The organism is Alteromonas abrolhosensis, assembly GCF_001953635.1.
In the GTDB taxonomy this organism is placed as follows: domain Bacteria; phylum Pseudomonadota; class Gammaproteobacteria; order Enterobacterales; family Alteromonadaceae; genus Alteromonas; species Alteromonas abrolhosensis.
The window spans coordinates 914054-927837 of record NZ_MEJH01000003.1 but is presented as its reverse complement, the minus strand read 5'-3'; the positions used below and the strand labels follow the sequence as shown (position 1 = coordinate 927837).

Here is a 13784-nt window from a genome sequence, read left to right as displayed (position 1 = left end):
CTTAGGCTTCGATAATAACCAATTGTAGACAAAAAAGCCCTCGGCAAGAGGGCTTTTTAAACTAATGTCTAAATAAATTCTATCTTATATAACATTGTTTTGTATTAACTTTGCTCAACGGGAACGCGTACCGTACCTTCCATCAAAATACGGGCGCTTCGGCTCATTACAGCTTGCTTAATTTGCCATTTGTTATCTTCAAACGTCGCTTTAGCACCTACTCTTAGCGTTCCTGATGGATGCCCAAAAGTAACTGAGTCTCTGTCACTGCCGCCTGCTGCAATATTTACCAGCGTACCTGGAATCGCCGCAGCTGCTGCAATAGCGACCGCCGCTGTGCCCATCATGGCGTGATGAAGTTTTCCCATAGACAGCGCGCGAACCAATACATCGATATCTGAGCCTAAAATATCTTTGCCGCTTGAAGCTTTATAACCTCTCGGAGGGGCGACAAACGCAACCTTTGGCGTGTGCTGTCTGTTTGCCGCTTCGCCCACATCGTTAATTAAACCCATTTGGACCGCGCCGTGTGCACGAATGGCTTCGAACTTGGAAAGTGCTTCTGAATCGCTGTTAATGTCATTCTGCAGCTCAGTGCCTGTGTAGCCAAGATCCTCTGCATTGATAAAAATAGTCGGAATACCCGCGTTTATCATAGTCGCCTGAAGAGAGCCTACGCCCGGGACTTCCAGTGTGTCGACTAAGCGTCCTGTGGGGAATATAGCTCCTTCACCGTCAGCTGGGTCAACGAACGCCACTTCTACTTCTGCAGCAGGAAAGGTGACGCCGTCCAGTTCAAAGTCGCCAGTTTCTTGAACTTCGCCATTGGTCATTGGCACCTTAGCGATAATGGCTTTGTTGATGTTGGCTTGCCAAATATTGACGGTGGCAATGCCGTTTTCTGGAATTTTACTTTTATCTACCAGTCCATTGGTTATCGCAAAAGCGCCCACGGCTGCCGTTAGGTTTCCGCAGTTACCACTCCAGTCTACGAATGGCTTATCTATGGCAACTTGCCCAAACAGATAGTCGACATCGTAACCTTCACGTTCACTTTTGCTTAAGATAACGGTTTTGCTGGTACTTGATGTAGCGCCGCCCATACCGTCAGTTTGTTTACCGTATGGATCGGGGCTTCCGATAACGCGCAGAAGCAGGGCATCGCGCGCCGGTCCCGGCTTTTGCGCTGCTTCTGGCAAATCGGTTAAATTGAAAAACACACCCTTGCTGGTACCGCCACGCATGTAGGTAGCCGGTACTCGAAGTTGTGGCGCATACTTTGTCATGTTTTTTCCTTTTTGGGGGGGAGAGGAAGTTGGTTTCAAATCGTAACCAACCTCCTTCCCAAAAAATAGTAAACCCTGTCAACAGAAGTTAGCTGATTTAGGAAGTACTGAGTTGGGTGCGGGACCCTCAATTCGCATGGATGCGAATTGGGAGCCTACATGGATGTATTCACGGCGTGTCCAGCAACCGGTTCAGTTCTTCCCAGCTGCCTCAGCTAGCCTCAGCTTCCAAAAAGTCTTTGGCGAAGCGTTGTAGTACCCCGCCTGCGCTGTAAATAGAGACTTCTTCTGCTGTGTCTAAGCGACAGGTTACCGGTACTTCTAATTGCTCGCCGTTTTTACGGTTTACTATTAGCGTAAGCGTTGCGCCAGGTGACGGTTCGCCGCTAACGTCGTAGGTTTCTGTACCGTCTAACTCTAACGTTTTACGCGTGGTGCCAGGCTTGAACTCAAGCGGTAATACGCCCATACCAATTAGGTTAGTGCGGTGAATACGCTCAAAGCCTTCTGCAACAATCACTTCAACACCCGCAAGGCGCACCCCTTTGGCTGCCCAGTCTCGTGACGAGCCCTGACCGTAATCAGCGCCTGCAACAATAATTAGCGGTTGTCTGCGGTTCATGTAAGTTTCAATGGCTTCCCACATGCGCATAACTTTGCCTTCGGGCTCAACGCGCGCTAGAGAACCTTGTTTTACTTCACCGTTTTCAAGCACCATCTCGTTGAACACTTTCGGGTTCGCTAGGGTAGCGCGCTGTGCGGTTAAGTGATCACCACGGTGTGTGGCATACGAGTTAAAGTCTTCTTCAGGTAGACCCATTTTCGCCAAATATTCACCTGCTGCACTGCTTGCCAAAATAGCATTAGAAGGAGACAGGTGATCGGTGGTGATGTTATCTCCCAAAATGGCTAGCGGACGCATACCTTTCATGGTGCGCTCGGCATCCATTGCGCCTTCCCAATAGGGTGGGCGGCGAATATAGGTACTCATTTCACGCCAGTCATAAAGCGGGTTAATGTCTTTGCCGTAGTCCACGCTTAAATCGAACATTGGCTCGTACACTTTTCTGAAGTGCTCTGGCTTCACCGACTTCGCTACAATAGCGTCAATTTCTTCATCGCTTGGCCAAATATCTTTAAGCGTTACCGGGTTGCCGTCTTTGTCGGTGCCCAATACGTCCTTTTCAATATCAAAGCGAATGGTACCGGCAATAGCATATGCAACAACTAGCGGTGGCGATGCCAAAAAGGCTTGCTTCGCGTAGGGGTGAATACGGCCGTCGAAGTTACGGTTACCAGATAGTACCGCTGTCGCATAAAGGTCGCGGTCGATAATTTCTTGCTGGATTTTAGGGTCTAGCGCGCCGCTCATACCGTTACAGGTAGTACACGCAAAGGCAACCACGCCAAAGCCTAAATCTTCCAACTCGCTCATTAAGTTGGCTTCTTCAAGATACAGCTTAACGGCCTTAGAGCCTGGTGCTAGCGAGCTTTTTACCCATGGTTTACGAGTTAAACCGCGCGCGTTGGCGTTGCGTGCCAATAAGCCTGCCGCAATGACGTTACGCGGGTTCGAGGTATTGGTACAGCTTGTAATTGCCGCTATAATAACCGCGCCATCAGGCATTTTGCCTTCCTCCTCGGTCCACTTCGCTGCTATACCGCGACTTTCTAAATCGCTGGTAGGCAAGCGTGCGTGTGGGTTAGAAGGGCCAGCCATGTTACGGCCAACAGAAGACAGGTCGAATGTAAGCACCCGCTCGTACTCGGCGGTTTCTAAGTCATCAGCCCATAAGCCAGTATGCTTGGCATATTGCTCAACAAGTGCAATTTGCTTTTCCTCACGCCCTGTTAGGCGTAAGTAATCGATGGTTTGCTGGTCAATGTAGAACATGGCTGCAGTGGCGCCATACTCCGGTGTCATGTTCGAAATAGTAGCACGGTCGCCCAGCGTCAGGTGCGATGCACCTTCACCATAGAATTCAAGGTAAGCAGAGACTACGCGCTCTTTACGCAAGAATTCAGTAAGCGCTAATACAATGTCGGTAGCCGTAATACCTGGCTGTGGTTTGCCGGTAAGTTCAACACCTACAATGTCGGGCAAACGCATGTAAGACGCGCGGCCCAGCATTACGCTTTCCGCTTCAAGACCGCCCACACCTACCGCAATAACGCCAAGTGCATCAACATGCGGCGTATGGCTGTCCGTACCCACTAGCGTATCAGGGAAGGCAACGCCGTCACGAGCTTGAATAACCGGAGACATACGCTCCAAGTTAATTTGGTGCATAATGCCGTTACCCGGAGGGATAACATCCACGTTTTTAAACGCGGTTTTTGTCCAGTTAATGAAGTGGAAACGGTCGTCGTTACGTCTGTCTTCGATAGCACGGTTCTTTTCAAACGCGTCTTTCTCGAAACCAGCATGCTCTACAGCCAATGAGTGATCCACAATTAGCTGCGTAGGAACAACGGGGTTTACCTTCGCCGGGTCGCCACCTTTTTCTGCAATAGCGTCGCGAAGACCAGCTAGGTCGACAAGTGCCGTTTGACCCAAAATGTCGTGACACACTACGCGAGCCGGAAACCACGGAAAGTCTAAGTCGCGCTTGCGATAAATCAGCTGTTTAAGCGAATCGGTTAGCATCTCAGGTGCGCATTTGCGCACCAAGTTTTCAGCCAGTACACGTGAGGTGTAAGGCAGCTTGGCGTAGGCGCCAGGCTCAATAGCATCTACCGCTTCACGGGTATCGAAAAAATCGATACCCGCGTTTGGAAGCGGTTTACGGTAATCAATATTCATAAAACCCCAACCTTAATCTTAAGCGCGTTCGCTAATAGCTGGCACTGGGCGTAGTTCTTCGCCTGTATATTCTGCTGACGGACGAATAATGCGGTTGTCAGCGCGCTGTTCCATAACGTGTGCTGCCCAACCAGTTAGACGAGACATTACGAAGATTGGTGTAAACAATGGCGTAGGGATACCCATAAAGTTATACGCAGAGGCATGGAAGAAATCGGCGTTACAGAAAAGCTTCTTCTCGCGCCACATCACTTCTTCACAGCGAACAGACACAGGATAAAGTACGTCGTCACCCACATCAGCAGCCAGTTTTTCAGACCATTGCTTGATAATTTCATTACGCGGATCAGACTCAGAGTAGATAGCGTGGCCAAAGCCCATGATCTTCTCTTTGCGCTCAAGCATGCCCATCATCTTCTCTTCAGCATCATCAGGTGAAGTGAATCCTTCAATCATTTCCATGGCGGCTTCATTAGCACCACCGTGAAGTGGACCACGCAGAGAACCGATAGCACCGGTTACACAAGAATGCATATCAGATAAGGTTGAAGCACAAACACGTGCAGTGAAGGTAGACGCGTTAAATTCATGCTCTGCATAAAGAATGAGTGATACATGCATGACTTGTTCATGAAGTTCACGTGGCTTTTCACCGTGAAGCATGTGAAGGAAGTGACCACCAATTGAATCGTCATCGGTTTCAACATCTACGCGCACGCCGTCGTGCGAGAAGCGGTACCAGTAGCAGATAATACTTGGGAAACATGCCAACATACGGTCTGTCACGTCTTGCTGCTGGTCAAAGCTCGTTTCCATTTCAAGGTTACCCAGCATTGAACAACCCGTGCGAAGTACATCCATTGGGTGAGCATTTTTAGGAATGCGCTCTAGCACCTCTTTAAGCGCGGTAGGAAGACCGCGCATACCGCGAAGTTTTGCTTTATAAGCGTCTAGCTCAGACTGATTAGGTAGCTTGCCCTTAAGAATAAGATACGCCACTTCTTCAAATTGACAGTTTTGCGCTAAGTCTTTTACGTCGTAACCACGATAGGTTAAACCAGAACCTGATTTACCTACGGTTGATAATGCTGTTTTACCTGCAACTTGGCCGCGTAAACCCGCGCCACTTAACTGTTTAGCCATCTTGTTGTCTCCGGTCTTGTAAAATTTGTAAGGTACTTTTTTTTAAATTTAGAAATAAAAATTACATTGAACTCAGCAGGCGAGTGGGGTGCGAGGCACCGAGAGAGTGGGGGCGGTGCACAGGGCGTTACCCCTTTGAGGCATGGATGCCGAAACGGAGCCCCCATGGATGGGTTCACGGCGTGGTAACGCCCTGTGTACCGTTCCAGCTTCAATGGTGCCTCGCACCTCACTCGCTTCCTGCTGTTTCGTATTCGTGTTAATTCTTACCTTCGGCGAATAGGGCATCTAGTTTTTGCTCGTATTCGTGGTAGCCAAGATAATCGTAAAGCTCCATGCGTGTTTGCATGCTGTCCACAACGGCTTTTTGATCGCCATTTTCAAGTATAGATTTGTACACCATTTCTGCTGCTTTATTCATCGCACGGAACGCACTTAGTGGGTAAAGCACCATGTCAGCACCCCATTCACCAAGCTCTTCTTTGTTCCATAGTTCGGTTTTGCCGAACTCAGTGATATTGGCAAGGATCGGAACGTCTAACGCTTCAGCAAATGCACGGTAGTGCTCTTCGGTTTGTATTGCTTCGGCAAAAATACCGTCTGCGCCCGCTGCAACGTAGGCTTTAGCTCGTTCAATCGCTTTCTCTAATCCTTCCTGAGCAAACGCGTCGGTGCGCGCCATAATGAAAAAGTCTGGGTCAGTTCTGGCATCTACCGCTGCTTTAATGCGATCGACCATTTCTTCAGTGCTTACAATTTCTTTGTTAGGGCGGTGGCCACAGCGCTTTTGCGCAACCTGGTCTTCCATGTGCACTGCTGCCGCACCGGCTTTTTCCATGTCACGAATGGTTTTGGCAATGTTAAATGCACCACCCCAACCCGTGTCGATGTCTACCATTAGCGGAAGGTCACATGCGCTGGTGATTCTCTGTACGTCTGCAACCACATCATTTAGTGACGTCATGCCTAAGTCGGGTAGGCCGTAAGACGCATTCGCTACGCCGCCACCTGATAGATATATAGCTTGGTGACCAATAGCTTTCGCCATCATGGCGGTGTAGGCATTAATGGTGCCCACGATTTGGAGCGGTTTGTTGTTCTCTAATGCTGTTCTGAATTTCTTTCCTGCACTCATGATAATTACTCGCTTATTTGAAAGTAGGGTAGAGGTGAATTAGGTGTGAAGAAGACTTATTGGTGTTAGCCATTATTAAGCTTCTTCTCGATATTGTTTTTTGAATAAAGTATGTGGCGACGCATTAGCATTTCAGCCAGTTCCTCGTCGCGATTGGCAATGGCATTTACAATGTGTCTGTGCTCATCAAACGCTGTGCTTACGCGGGGGCCTGCCATCCCCAACTGTACGCGGTACATACGCACAAGATGGTAAAGCCCGTCTACAAGCACGCTGATAAGATGATCGTTTTTACTGCCAGTTACAATTCTGTAGTGAAAGTCTACATCACCAGCTTCTTGATAATAGCTTTGGCCATCTTTCACTTTATCGAAGTGGCTATCAAGCAATGCTTGCATGTCTGCAATCTCATCATCGCTCATATAGCGAGCAGCTAAGCGTGCGGCCATACCTTCTAACGCTTCGCGCACTTGATATAGCTGAATAAGGCCTTCAGGTGACAGTGCTACCACGCGGGCGCCTACATTAGCTTTCCGTTCAACAAGGTGACAAGTCGCTAAGCGATTAATGGCTTCGCGAATGACCGCACGGCTCACTTCATATTTTGTCGACAATTCCATTTCACTAAGCTTGCTGCCTGCTGGAATCGCACCTTCAACAATATCCTTCCTTAACTGAAAGAACGTACGGTCGGCGTTGGTGATGGCTTGTTCGCTTTTTGCTAACACTGTATAGAATCTTAAAATGACTAATGTCGACAATATATGCCTATTTACGGCCATTTTCAACCTTGGTGAGCTTGGATTGTCGACAACGACGATAAGATTTTGGTCTTATATTGGCGGTGTAAGCCAATGCGAAAGTAGGGAAAAGGATAAATTGATTTGCGCGTAATAGAGAAGGCGAGGTTCTCGCCAAAACGTTCATCGCATGTCGCGAGTGTGGCGCATTGATGTTTGCGAAAGTAGTTTTCAAAAATAGCGCGAATTATTGTTCAAAGTTTGTCCGTTTGGTCAGGGCTGTGATTAATGGAAATGGGCTTGGGGAGTAGTCTGGTGATTTTTATGTATAGTTATGATAAATAGATGTTTTTAAGTTTTTTATCGACAAGATGTAGTTATTGAGATACCTAACCAATTAGTCTAATTTTGAAGTCTTATTTTAGTAAAAGTGTAATATTTTACTTTGCAAGATCACAAACTAACGGTAACATATCGTTCCAGTCTTCAAGCCTAAATTCTTCTACTGAATTTCAGAGGACTGGAAAAGTAGTTTCTACTTTTAAAGCAGCGTTTTATTGAAAGTAAGTTTGTAATGTTTTATTGCGACTTACTTTTTTATTGCCTGTAATCCAGTATAAGCACACGGTTATGTGCGCCTCTTAATTCGTTGAGTTTAGTCTTTCAAAGTTCCAAAGAAGAACTTGAAGCGGCCAAAAAAACAATTTTACACCTAACACTCACGCAAAGGGGTTATACCATGAAAACCAATACTGACGTGTCAAAGGCACTCGCCAGTAAGCTTTCACCTGTCGCACTTGCAGTAGCGATGACCGTTCCAGCTCTTTCAAACATTGCCGTTGCTCAAGAAGCCGAAGCAACTGAAGAACAACAGTTTGAAGCCATTACCGTTACCGCAACAAAACGCCCTCAAGTTATCTATGAAGTTCCAATCGCTATTAGCGCCTTTGACGGCGACAAGTTAGCAGACCAAGGTATTACAGACTTAACAGACGTTGGTAAATTCGTTCCAAACTTAAACGTTACTGGTTTCTCTGCCGGTCACACATCTTCTGTAAACCCATTTATTCGTGGTATTGGTCTTCAAGACCACTTAATCACAACTGATCCGGGTGTGAGTGTTTATGTAGATGGCGTTTACCTGGGCCGTCAGGTTGGTCAAAACTGGAGCCTAAACAACATTGAGCGTATTGAGGTACTTCGTGGTCCTCAGGGTACGCTTTATGGTCGTAACTCAATTGGTGGTGCAATTAACATCATCACTAAAGAGCCTGATCAAGGCGATGTGACCAAAATCAACACAGAATTTGGTACCCGTGGTCGCGTTAAAGCAGATCTTTTTGTTAACCACGGCCTATCAGAAACCGTTGCGTTCAACATGAACCTGTCATTCAACAAGCGCGATGGCCTTGGTGAGTTCATTAACGTACCTAACGCTGAATATGATGTAGGTGAGACAGAAGACGTTTCTGGTCGTGTATCACTTAAGTGGGAGCCGTCAAATGACTTCCGCATGGTATTAACAGCAGACGCTAACAATGGTGACGGCGGTCTACGTCCTTACACCGTGCTTATCGATGAAGTGGGTTCAGTGCGTTACTTCGGTGGTGAGAATGGCGTTGGCGTACCACTACGCAATACTGATGTAACACCTGAAGGTTACGATATCTATGACAATGCCACAGGTACTGAAGCGGTAACTGGCGTATCAAATGAAGCTCGCGGTCTTTCACTGACAACCGAGTGGGATATCAACGAAGATTACACCGCTAAGGTTGTTGCAAGTCAGCGTACATCTAAGTACAAAGCGGGTCTTGATGATGATGGAACAATTTACTCGCTAGATCAGTTCCCAGAGCGCGGTGAAGCAGATCAAACTTCAATCGAGCTTCAGCTTAACGGCTACATCAATGAATACACTGACTTTGTAGCTGGTGTTTACTACTTCAACGAAGAAGGTAGCAACCGCCAGGGCGACGACTCTAGTTTTGATGGTGGCGCGAACCTTCTAGAGCTAGACCAAGAAACGACCTCAAAAGCCGTGTACGTAAATGTTCGTCGTGACCTTACTGACGAGCTTAGCGTATCTGGTGGTCTTCGTTACACGAAAGATGAAAAAGAAGCGTCAGCAAACGTATTTTCAGCACTTGGTACTATCTACGACTCAAACGACTGGGACGAAGTGACGTGGGAACTAGCCACTAACTACACCTTTGAAAATGGCATGACAGGTTATGCAACTATCCAGTCTGGCTACCAGTCAGGTCAGTTCCCTGCACGTCCTTACTGCCTAATTGGTCAGTTCTTCGGTGCGGGTGGCTTTGATGATATCGAAGGCGCACAAGCAGCAGTTCGTGCAAACAACTGTTTCACAGCCTCTGACAACATCACGGCGACGAACTACGAAGTAGGTATCAAAGGTCGAGTGAATGATTACTTCGACATTAGCGTTGCTGTATTTAACACTGAGTTTGAAGATCTTCCATACCAAGTAAGCCGCGTAAGCGAAGGTGGTTTCGATACAGCAAACCTTGTGGTAGAGCAAACATCTCGTGGTGTTGAAGCTGATGCTACGTTTAACTACGGTAACTTCAGCATGATGACCAGCATTGGCTATATGGATGTTGATGTTGAAGAGCAAGATGGCTTCAATCCTGTAGCGCCACTTACTCCAGACCTAACCCTTGCAATTGGTCCGCAGTATACCTTTGAGCTTGATGGTGGTGATTCGATTCGCGTGCGCGCAGATTACTCATATCGCGCAGAAATGTACGGCGAGCCTACTTCAGCGCCTGAGCGTATGACTAAACTTGATAGCCGTGAGCTTGTTAACTTCGATATCGCTTATACGCCAGCGAATGATGCGTATACCGTAGCACTTTATGGTCGCAACATTTTCGATGAGCGTTATGACAATGCGCGCTTGAACACAGGTGACTATATACTGCAAATTCTAAGCAACGATGCGAGCGAGTTTGGCGTTAGATTCTCAACTGAATTCTAATATCTACAACAAGTTACGAATATAAAGCCAGTCTTAGGACTGGCTTTTTTTTGCTTATTTTTTCTTGTTTTATATCCATTATTAGCATAGTTTTAAAGCTGTTCTGGAAATGCCCGATGATTATTTATGAAAGTAAGAGTACTTTACGGCATAAGTTTGCTTGCAGTTTCTACGCTTTTATTTGGCTGCACCTACACTGTGTATTTGCCCGATGACGAAGAAAGTCACGCTAGTAAAAACGATAAGGTTGCAGTTACTAAGCCTGAGTTTGGTAACCAATGTCGCTATAGCGGAGATGGCGAGTATGGCGTATGTCCAACGTCAAATGGTGACATGGTTGGCGCGTCGTGTTCATGCCCCACACCTTCAGGGCAAATTATGGGTACAGTGTCGAAATATTAGAAGCGCTTTTGCAGTAAGTAGGGCCTTTCAATCATACGGAGATGGAGCGTGGGATTGTTTACCAGTTTTAAAAAATCGCGATTAGAAAAAAAGTTTAAGAAAAATGAATGGGTAATCATTCAGCCTATTCCGTTCGCTCAATTTGAACAACTTATCGTAGACCATGTAGACGGCGGTTGGGAGATTGAAGATGACTACGAGCGACTCGCTGAGACTACAGCCAAATGGCAGTGTGAATTGCGCAAAGGGACGAGTATCTTAACCTGTGTGTGGACCGCAAAGCAGCAAGGTATTGTGTATGGCCCCGAGCGTGTGCTTAATGGTTTGTCTGAAAAGCTCAAGATACCTACATCTAAATCGATAGCAACAACGTGGTTCTAAAGCTCTATTAAAGCCACCCTTTTTGTTTTGCTATGCGAGCAGCATCCACGCGGTTGGTCGCGTCGAGTTTTGAGATAGCTTCCGATAAATAATTGCGTACCGTTCCTTCAGAAAGGAATAGCTGCTGTGCAATGGCTTGTGTTTTTAGGCCGTCAGAGGCAAGTTTCAGCGCCGACATTTCTTTTTGTGACAATGGATTATTATCATCGAGTGCCATTATCGCAAGTTCAGATGAAATTACCTTGTCTCCTGCAGATACTTTGTGGATAGCATCAATTAAATAGTCACTGTCAGACTCTTTTAAAATAAACCCCTTAACCCCAATACTTAAGGCGCGCTTAATATAGCCTGGTTTAGAAAATGTGGTCATTAATACCACCTTGCTACTGAGGCTTTGTTTTGTAACGTAAGCGGCTAAATCTAGCCCTGATACCAGTGGCATTTCTATATCGCTAAGAATAATGTGTGGGGTAGGGTTATCATTTAAATAATTAATTGCCTCCTGACCATTGCTGCATTTAGCGACAATAGTTAGGTCGTCTTCCAATGACAGCAGCATGGCGATGGCATCGCGGACTAAAGACTGATCTTCTACAATTAAAATGGAAGTGGTTGGTTCTAGATTCATTAAGCAGTTCCTATCGACGACGTTTGCTCAATATTAAGCTGTACAGTAACAACAGGAGTAGGGCTGAAGGAGATGTCCACATCTGCACTTAATGACGCCGCGCGCTCTCTAATTCCCATTAATCCGTTCCCTTCTTTTAATGGTGTAGAGTTCTCAACAACGCCATTGTCCTTATAGGTCATTTTCACCGTTTTTCCGATAGCTTCAAGGCCAAGCGATACTGCGTTTCCTTTTGAGTAGCGCAGTGTATTTGTTGTTAGCTCTTTGATAATAAGCGCAAGCTGACTTTCTTGTTTTGCGCCTAAACGCACCTCAGCGCTGCTGTCGATATTTGTTGTAACGTTAAAGCCGTTTTCTTCCAGTAGCGCCTTATCCTTTGCTATTTCATCGCTAAGGGAGAGCTGCTTAATATCTGACACCGCTTGGCGAATATCGCTTAGCAGCGCTTGCGAAAGCTGCGCCAATGCTTTCACCTCGCGATGCGCGTCTTCAATTTTGTTCCTACTAATAAGTTTGTCAGCCAGCTGTGCTTTTAATGAAATAGAGCTCAGTGCGTGCCCTGCCACATCATGTAAGTCTCTGCCTATTCGTTCGCGCTCAGCAATAGCAGACAATACCCGCAACGCTTCTGCCTGCTGGCTTTCTTTTATGCTATGAAGCGTTTCATTGCGCTCCATCACGCCAAACCCGAACAAAACTAAACTATTGAGTAACGATGCGCTTAAAAGAAAATGTGCATTTTCAAACACGGTAAGGTGCAGCGAAACGAGTAGTAACATCATAACGCCTATGCTCATAACCCCCGTCTTAAGCGAGTTGTAATATCCGACGATAAACGCAATAAAGCCGACAATTGTGGCTCCACCTGGGTTTTGAAAGCTGCATGCGACCGACAATAAAAACATAAGCAGCAAATAAGTGGGCAGTTTCTTAACCGGCTGGTTTATGGCCTTAACGTAAAGAATGACAAAACTAAGGTAGCCAAGGGTTTGCAGCACCCACGTTTCTAAGGGATGAGGACGAGAAACAATAAGGGGGACAAAGAAAAACAGCGAAAAAAACAAGCTACCGTGTGACCAGCGCTTTTTGCGCCCGCTTGCCAAAAGAGGCATGTCAGGCGCAGCACTTTCATTCTCGGTATAGGTGCTAGTGTGTTTATTTATTCGATCCGAGCCTTTACCTATATGAGCTGTAGGCACTGCTGAGCTGTTACTATTTCGTATGCTTTTTTCGCTGAGCATTGTGAGTACTTCGTCCCTACTGAAATACAACGGCAGACTTGCTAGTAATAAGCAACGTGCCTGAGATAATTAACATAATACCCAGCACGGCATAAATGTCGAAAGTTTGTTTCCAAAATACCACCGAAGCAGCGGTTATAAGCGCAATACCCATACCCGACCAAATGGCGTAGGCGACGCCAATTCCCATGTTCTTCAATACCATGGAAAACAACATTCCAGACACAGCATAGAAAAATATAGCGCCGTACCCAAAAGCCCACTTCTCCCATCCATTCGACATTTTTAGCAGCATGGTCGCGGTAACTTCGGTGATGATAGCAACAGTTAAAAGTAAGTAGGTCATTGTATATTCCTAATTATTAAGACTTGATTGTTTGAAAACGACGTTCGAGGGTGATTAACGACACAATGTATACAGCGACAATCACAGCCGAAATTGCTTCTACTCGAGCTTCCGGAAATAGATACCAGACGGCGACAATGCCAAAAGTTCTTGTGAGGGTATGAAAGTAGCCTATCCAGTGCTCGATAGCCCAAGATAAAGGCATCCACATCAGGCCTGCGAGAATACCAATACTGAGTGGCACGGTGGTGTGGTCTATTGCGGCAACAGGGAGTGCTATTGCGAACACCAAGAGGCTCATGATCATGCCTACAAAGAATAGGCGGTCGAAACTGTTCTTTGCAGCCTTTTTAGCGAAAAATCGCTCTCCGGTTAGGTAGGATAAACCAGCGCCTAGATAGAATATGGCACCAGTGCCGATATATAGCATCCAAGTTATGGTCAATTCAGACACGAAGGGGGCACTCATCCCTAGCAGAGCCCAAACAAGCGTGCCTGCCAGCGGCATGGCAATGAATCGGTTCTTTTTAAAATCTTCTCGTTGCTGTTCCAGTGAAAGAGGTGGATGTTGAACGCTGGTTATTGATGGTGAATGGGATACCTGTTCCATGTGCTTTACCTACTGTTGTAATAACGATAGGTAAAGTATGCGAAAGTTCCTTGGTCTGCGTTAGT

General features: G+C 46.4%; 12 protein-coding genes. 3 read left to right on the top strand and 9 right to left on the bottom strand.

Features of this window, described 5'->3' with window-relative positions:
• Window positions 1-104: 104 nt before the first annotated feature.
• The 5 genes from prpF to BGK61_RS06145 all read right to left on the bottom strand — a co-directional run bounded on the left by prpF (window position 105) and on the right by BGK61_RS06145 (window position 7095).
• On the bottom strand, window positions 105-1286 hold the full coding sequence (gene prpF / locus BGK61_RS06165) for a 2-methylaconitate cis-trans isomerase PrpF (RefSeq protein ID WP_076026031.1): 1182 nt from the start codon (window positions 1284-1286) through the stop codon (window positions 105-107).
• 211 nt (window positions 1287-1497) lie between these two features.
• Window positions 1498-4089, bottom strand: coding sequence for a Fe/S-dependent 2-methylisocitrate dehydratase AcnD (acnD, locus tag BGK61_RS06160; protein WP_014999369.1), 2592 nt, complete (start codon window positions 4087-4089; stop codon window positions 1498-1500).
• A gap of 18 nt (window positions 4090-4107) precedes the next feature.
• Window positions 4108-5232, bottom strand: coding sequence for a bifunctional 2-methylcitrate synthase/citrate synthase (gene prpC, locus BGK61_RS06155; protein ID WP_014999368.1), 1125 nt, complete (start codon window positions 5230-5232; stop codon window positions 4108-4110).
• A 259-nt stretch (window positions 5233-5491) separates the two neighbouring features.
• Window positions 5492-6367 carry a methylisocitrate lyase gene (gene prpB / locus BGK61_RS06150; protein ID WP_014999367.1) on the bottom strand — a complete coding sequence of 292 codons (876 nt, stop codon included), beginning with the start codon at window positions 6365-6367 and terminating at the stop codon, window positions 5492-5494.
• Between the two features lie 65 nt (window positions 6368-6432).
• Window positions 6433-7095, bottom strand: a complete 663-nt coding sequence (locus tag BGK61_RS06145) for a GntR family transcriptional regulator (protein WP_076011679.1) — start codon at window positions 7093-7095, stop codon at window positions 6433-6435.
• Window positions 7096-7846: 751 nt separating this feature from the next.
• On the opposite strand from BGK61_RS06145, the gene BGK61_RS06140 reads away from it, so the two are divergent.
• From BGK61_RS06140 to BGK61_RS06130, 3 genes are all read left to right on the top strand, one after another.
• Window positions 7847-10111: a TonB-dependent receptor gene (locus tag BGK61_RS06140; RefSeq protein WP_014999365.1), complete on the top strand. Its 2265-nt coding sequence runs from the start codon at window positions 7847-7849 to the stop codon at window positions 10109-10111.
• Between the two features lie 126 nt (window positions 10112-10237).
• Complete coding sequence (locus BGK61_RS06135) at window positions 10238-10513, top strand: hypothetical protein (protein WP_014999364.1); 276 nt, start codon at window positions 10238-10240, stop codon at window positions 10511-10513.
• A 48-nt stretch (window positions 10514-10561) separates the two neighbouring features.
• A complete protein-coding gene (locus tag BGK61_RS06130; protein ID WP_014999363.1) occupies window positions 10562-10894 on the top strand; it encodes a hypothetical protein in 333 nt (110 codons plus the stop codon).
• A gap of 7 nt (window positions 10895-10901) precedes the next feature.
• Here BGK61_RS06130 and BGK61_RS06125 read toward each other — a convergent pair whose 3' ends face one another.
• Genes BGK61_RS06125 through BGK61_RS06110 form a run of 4 tightly spaced genes read right to left on the bottom strand, consistent with a single transcriptional unit; the run spans window position 10902 to window position 13719 of the window.
• A complete protein-coding gene (locus BGK61_RS06125) occupies window positions 10902-11522 on the bottom strand; it encodes a response regulator transcription factor (RefSeq protein ID WP_076011678.1) in 621 nt (206 codons plus the stop codon).
• Window positions 11522-12763 (bottom strand): sensor histidine kinase, encoded by a 1242-nt coding sequence (locus BGK61_RS06120; RefSeq protein WP_076011677.1) that lies wholly within the window; start codon window positions 12761-12763, stop codon window positions 11522-11524. The genes BGK61_RS06125 and BGK61_RS06120 overlap by 1 nt, the downstream gene beginning before the upstream one ends.
• A gap of 16 nt (window positions 12764-12779) precedes the next feature.
• Window positions 12780-13109 carry a DMT family transporter gene (locus BGK61_RS06115; RefSeq protein WP_014999360.1) on the bottom strand — a complete coding sequence of 110 codons (330 nt, stop codon included), beginning with the start codon at window positions 13107-13109 and terminating at the stop codon, window positions 12780-12782.
• A gap of 16 nt (window positions 13110-13125) precedes the next feature.
• Window positions 13126-13719 carry a DUF7010 family protein gene (locus BGK61_RS06110; protein WP_014999359.1) on the bottom strand — a complete coding sequence of 198 codons (594 nt, stop codon included), beginning with the start codon at window positions 13717-13719 and terminating at the stop codon, window positions 13126-13128.
• Between the last annotated feature and the right edge of the window lie 65 nt (window positions 13720-13784).

Coding starts and splice junctions, on each gene's coding strand:
- prpF (WP_076026031.1), bottom strand. CDS start 1,286: ATGACAAAGTATGCGCCACAACTTCGAGTACCGGCTACCTACATGCGT.
- prpC (WP_014999368.1), bottom strand. CDS start 5,232: ATGGCTAAACAGTTAAGTGGCGCGGGTTTACGCGGCCAAGTTGCAGGT.
- BGK61_RS06140 (WP_014999365.1), top strand. CDS start 7,847: ATGAAAACCAATACTGACGTGTCAAAGGCACTCGCCAGTAAGCTTTCA.
- prpB (WP_014999367.1), bottom strand. CDS start 6,367: ATGAGTGCAGGAAAGAAATTCAGAACAGCATTAGAGAACAACAAACCG.
- BGK61_RS06115 (WP_014999360.1), bottom strand. CDS start 13,109: ATGACCTACTTACTTTTAACTGTTGCTATCATCACCGAAGTTACCGCG.
- acnD (WP_014999369.1), bottom strand. CDS start 4,089: ATGAATATTGATTACCGTAAACCGCTTCCAAACGCGGGTATCGATTTT.
- BGK61_RS06125 (WP_076011678.1), bottom strand. CDS start 11,522: ATGAATCTAGAACCAACCACTTCCATTTTAATTGTAGAAGATCAGTCT.
- BGK61_RS06135 (WP_014999364.1), top strand. CDS start 10,238: ATGAAAGTAAGAGTACTTTACGGCATAAGTTTGCTTGCAGTTTCTACG.
- BGK61_RS06120 (WP_076011677.1), bottom strand. CDS start 12,763: ATGCTCAGCGAAAAAAGCATACGAAATAGTAACAGCTCAGCAGTGCCT.
- BGK61_RS06110 (WP_014999359.1), bottom strand. CDS start 13,719: ATGGAACAGGTATCCCATTCACCATCAATAACCAGCGTTCAACATCCA.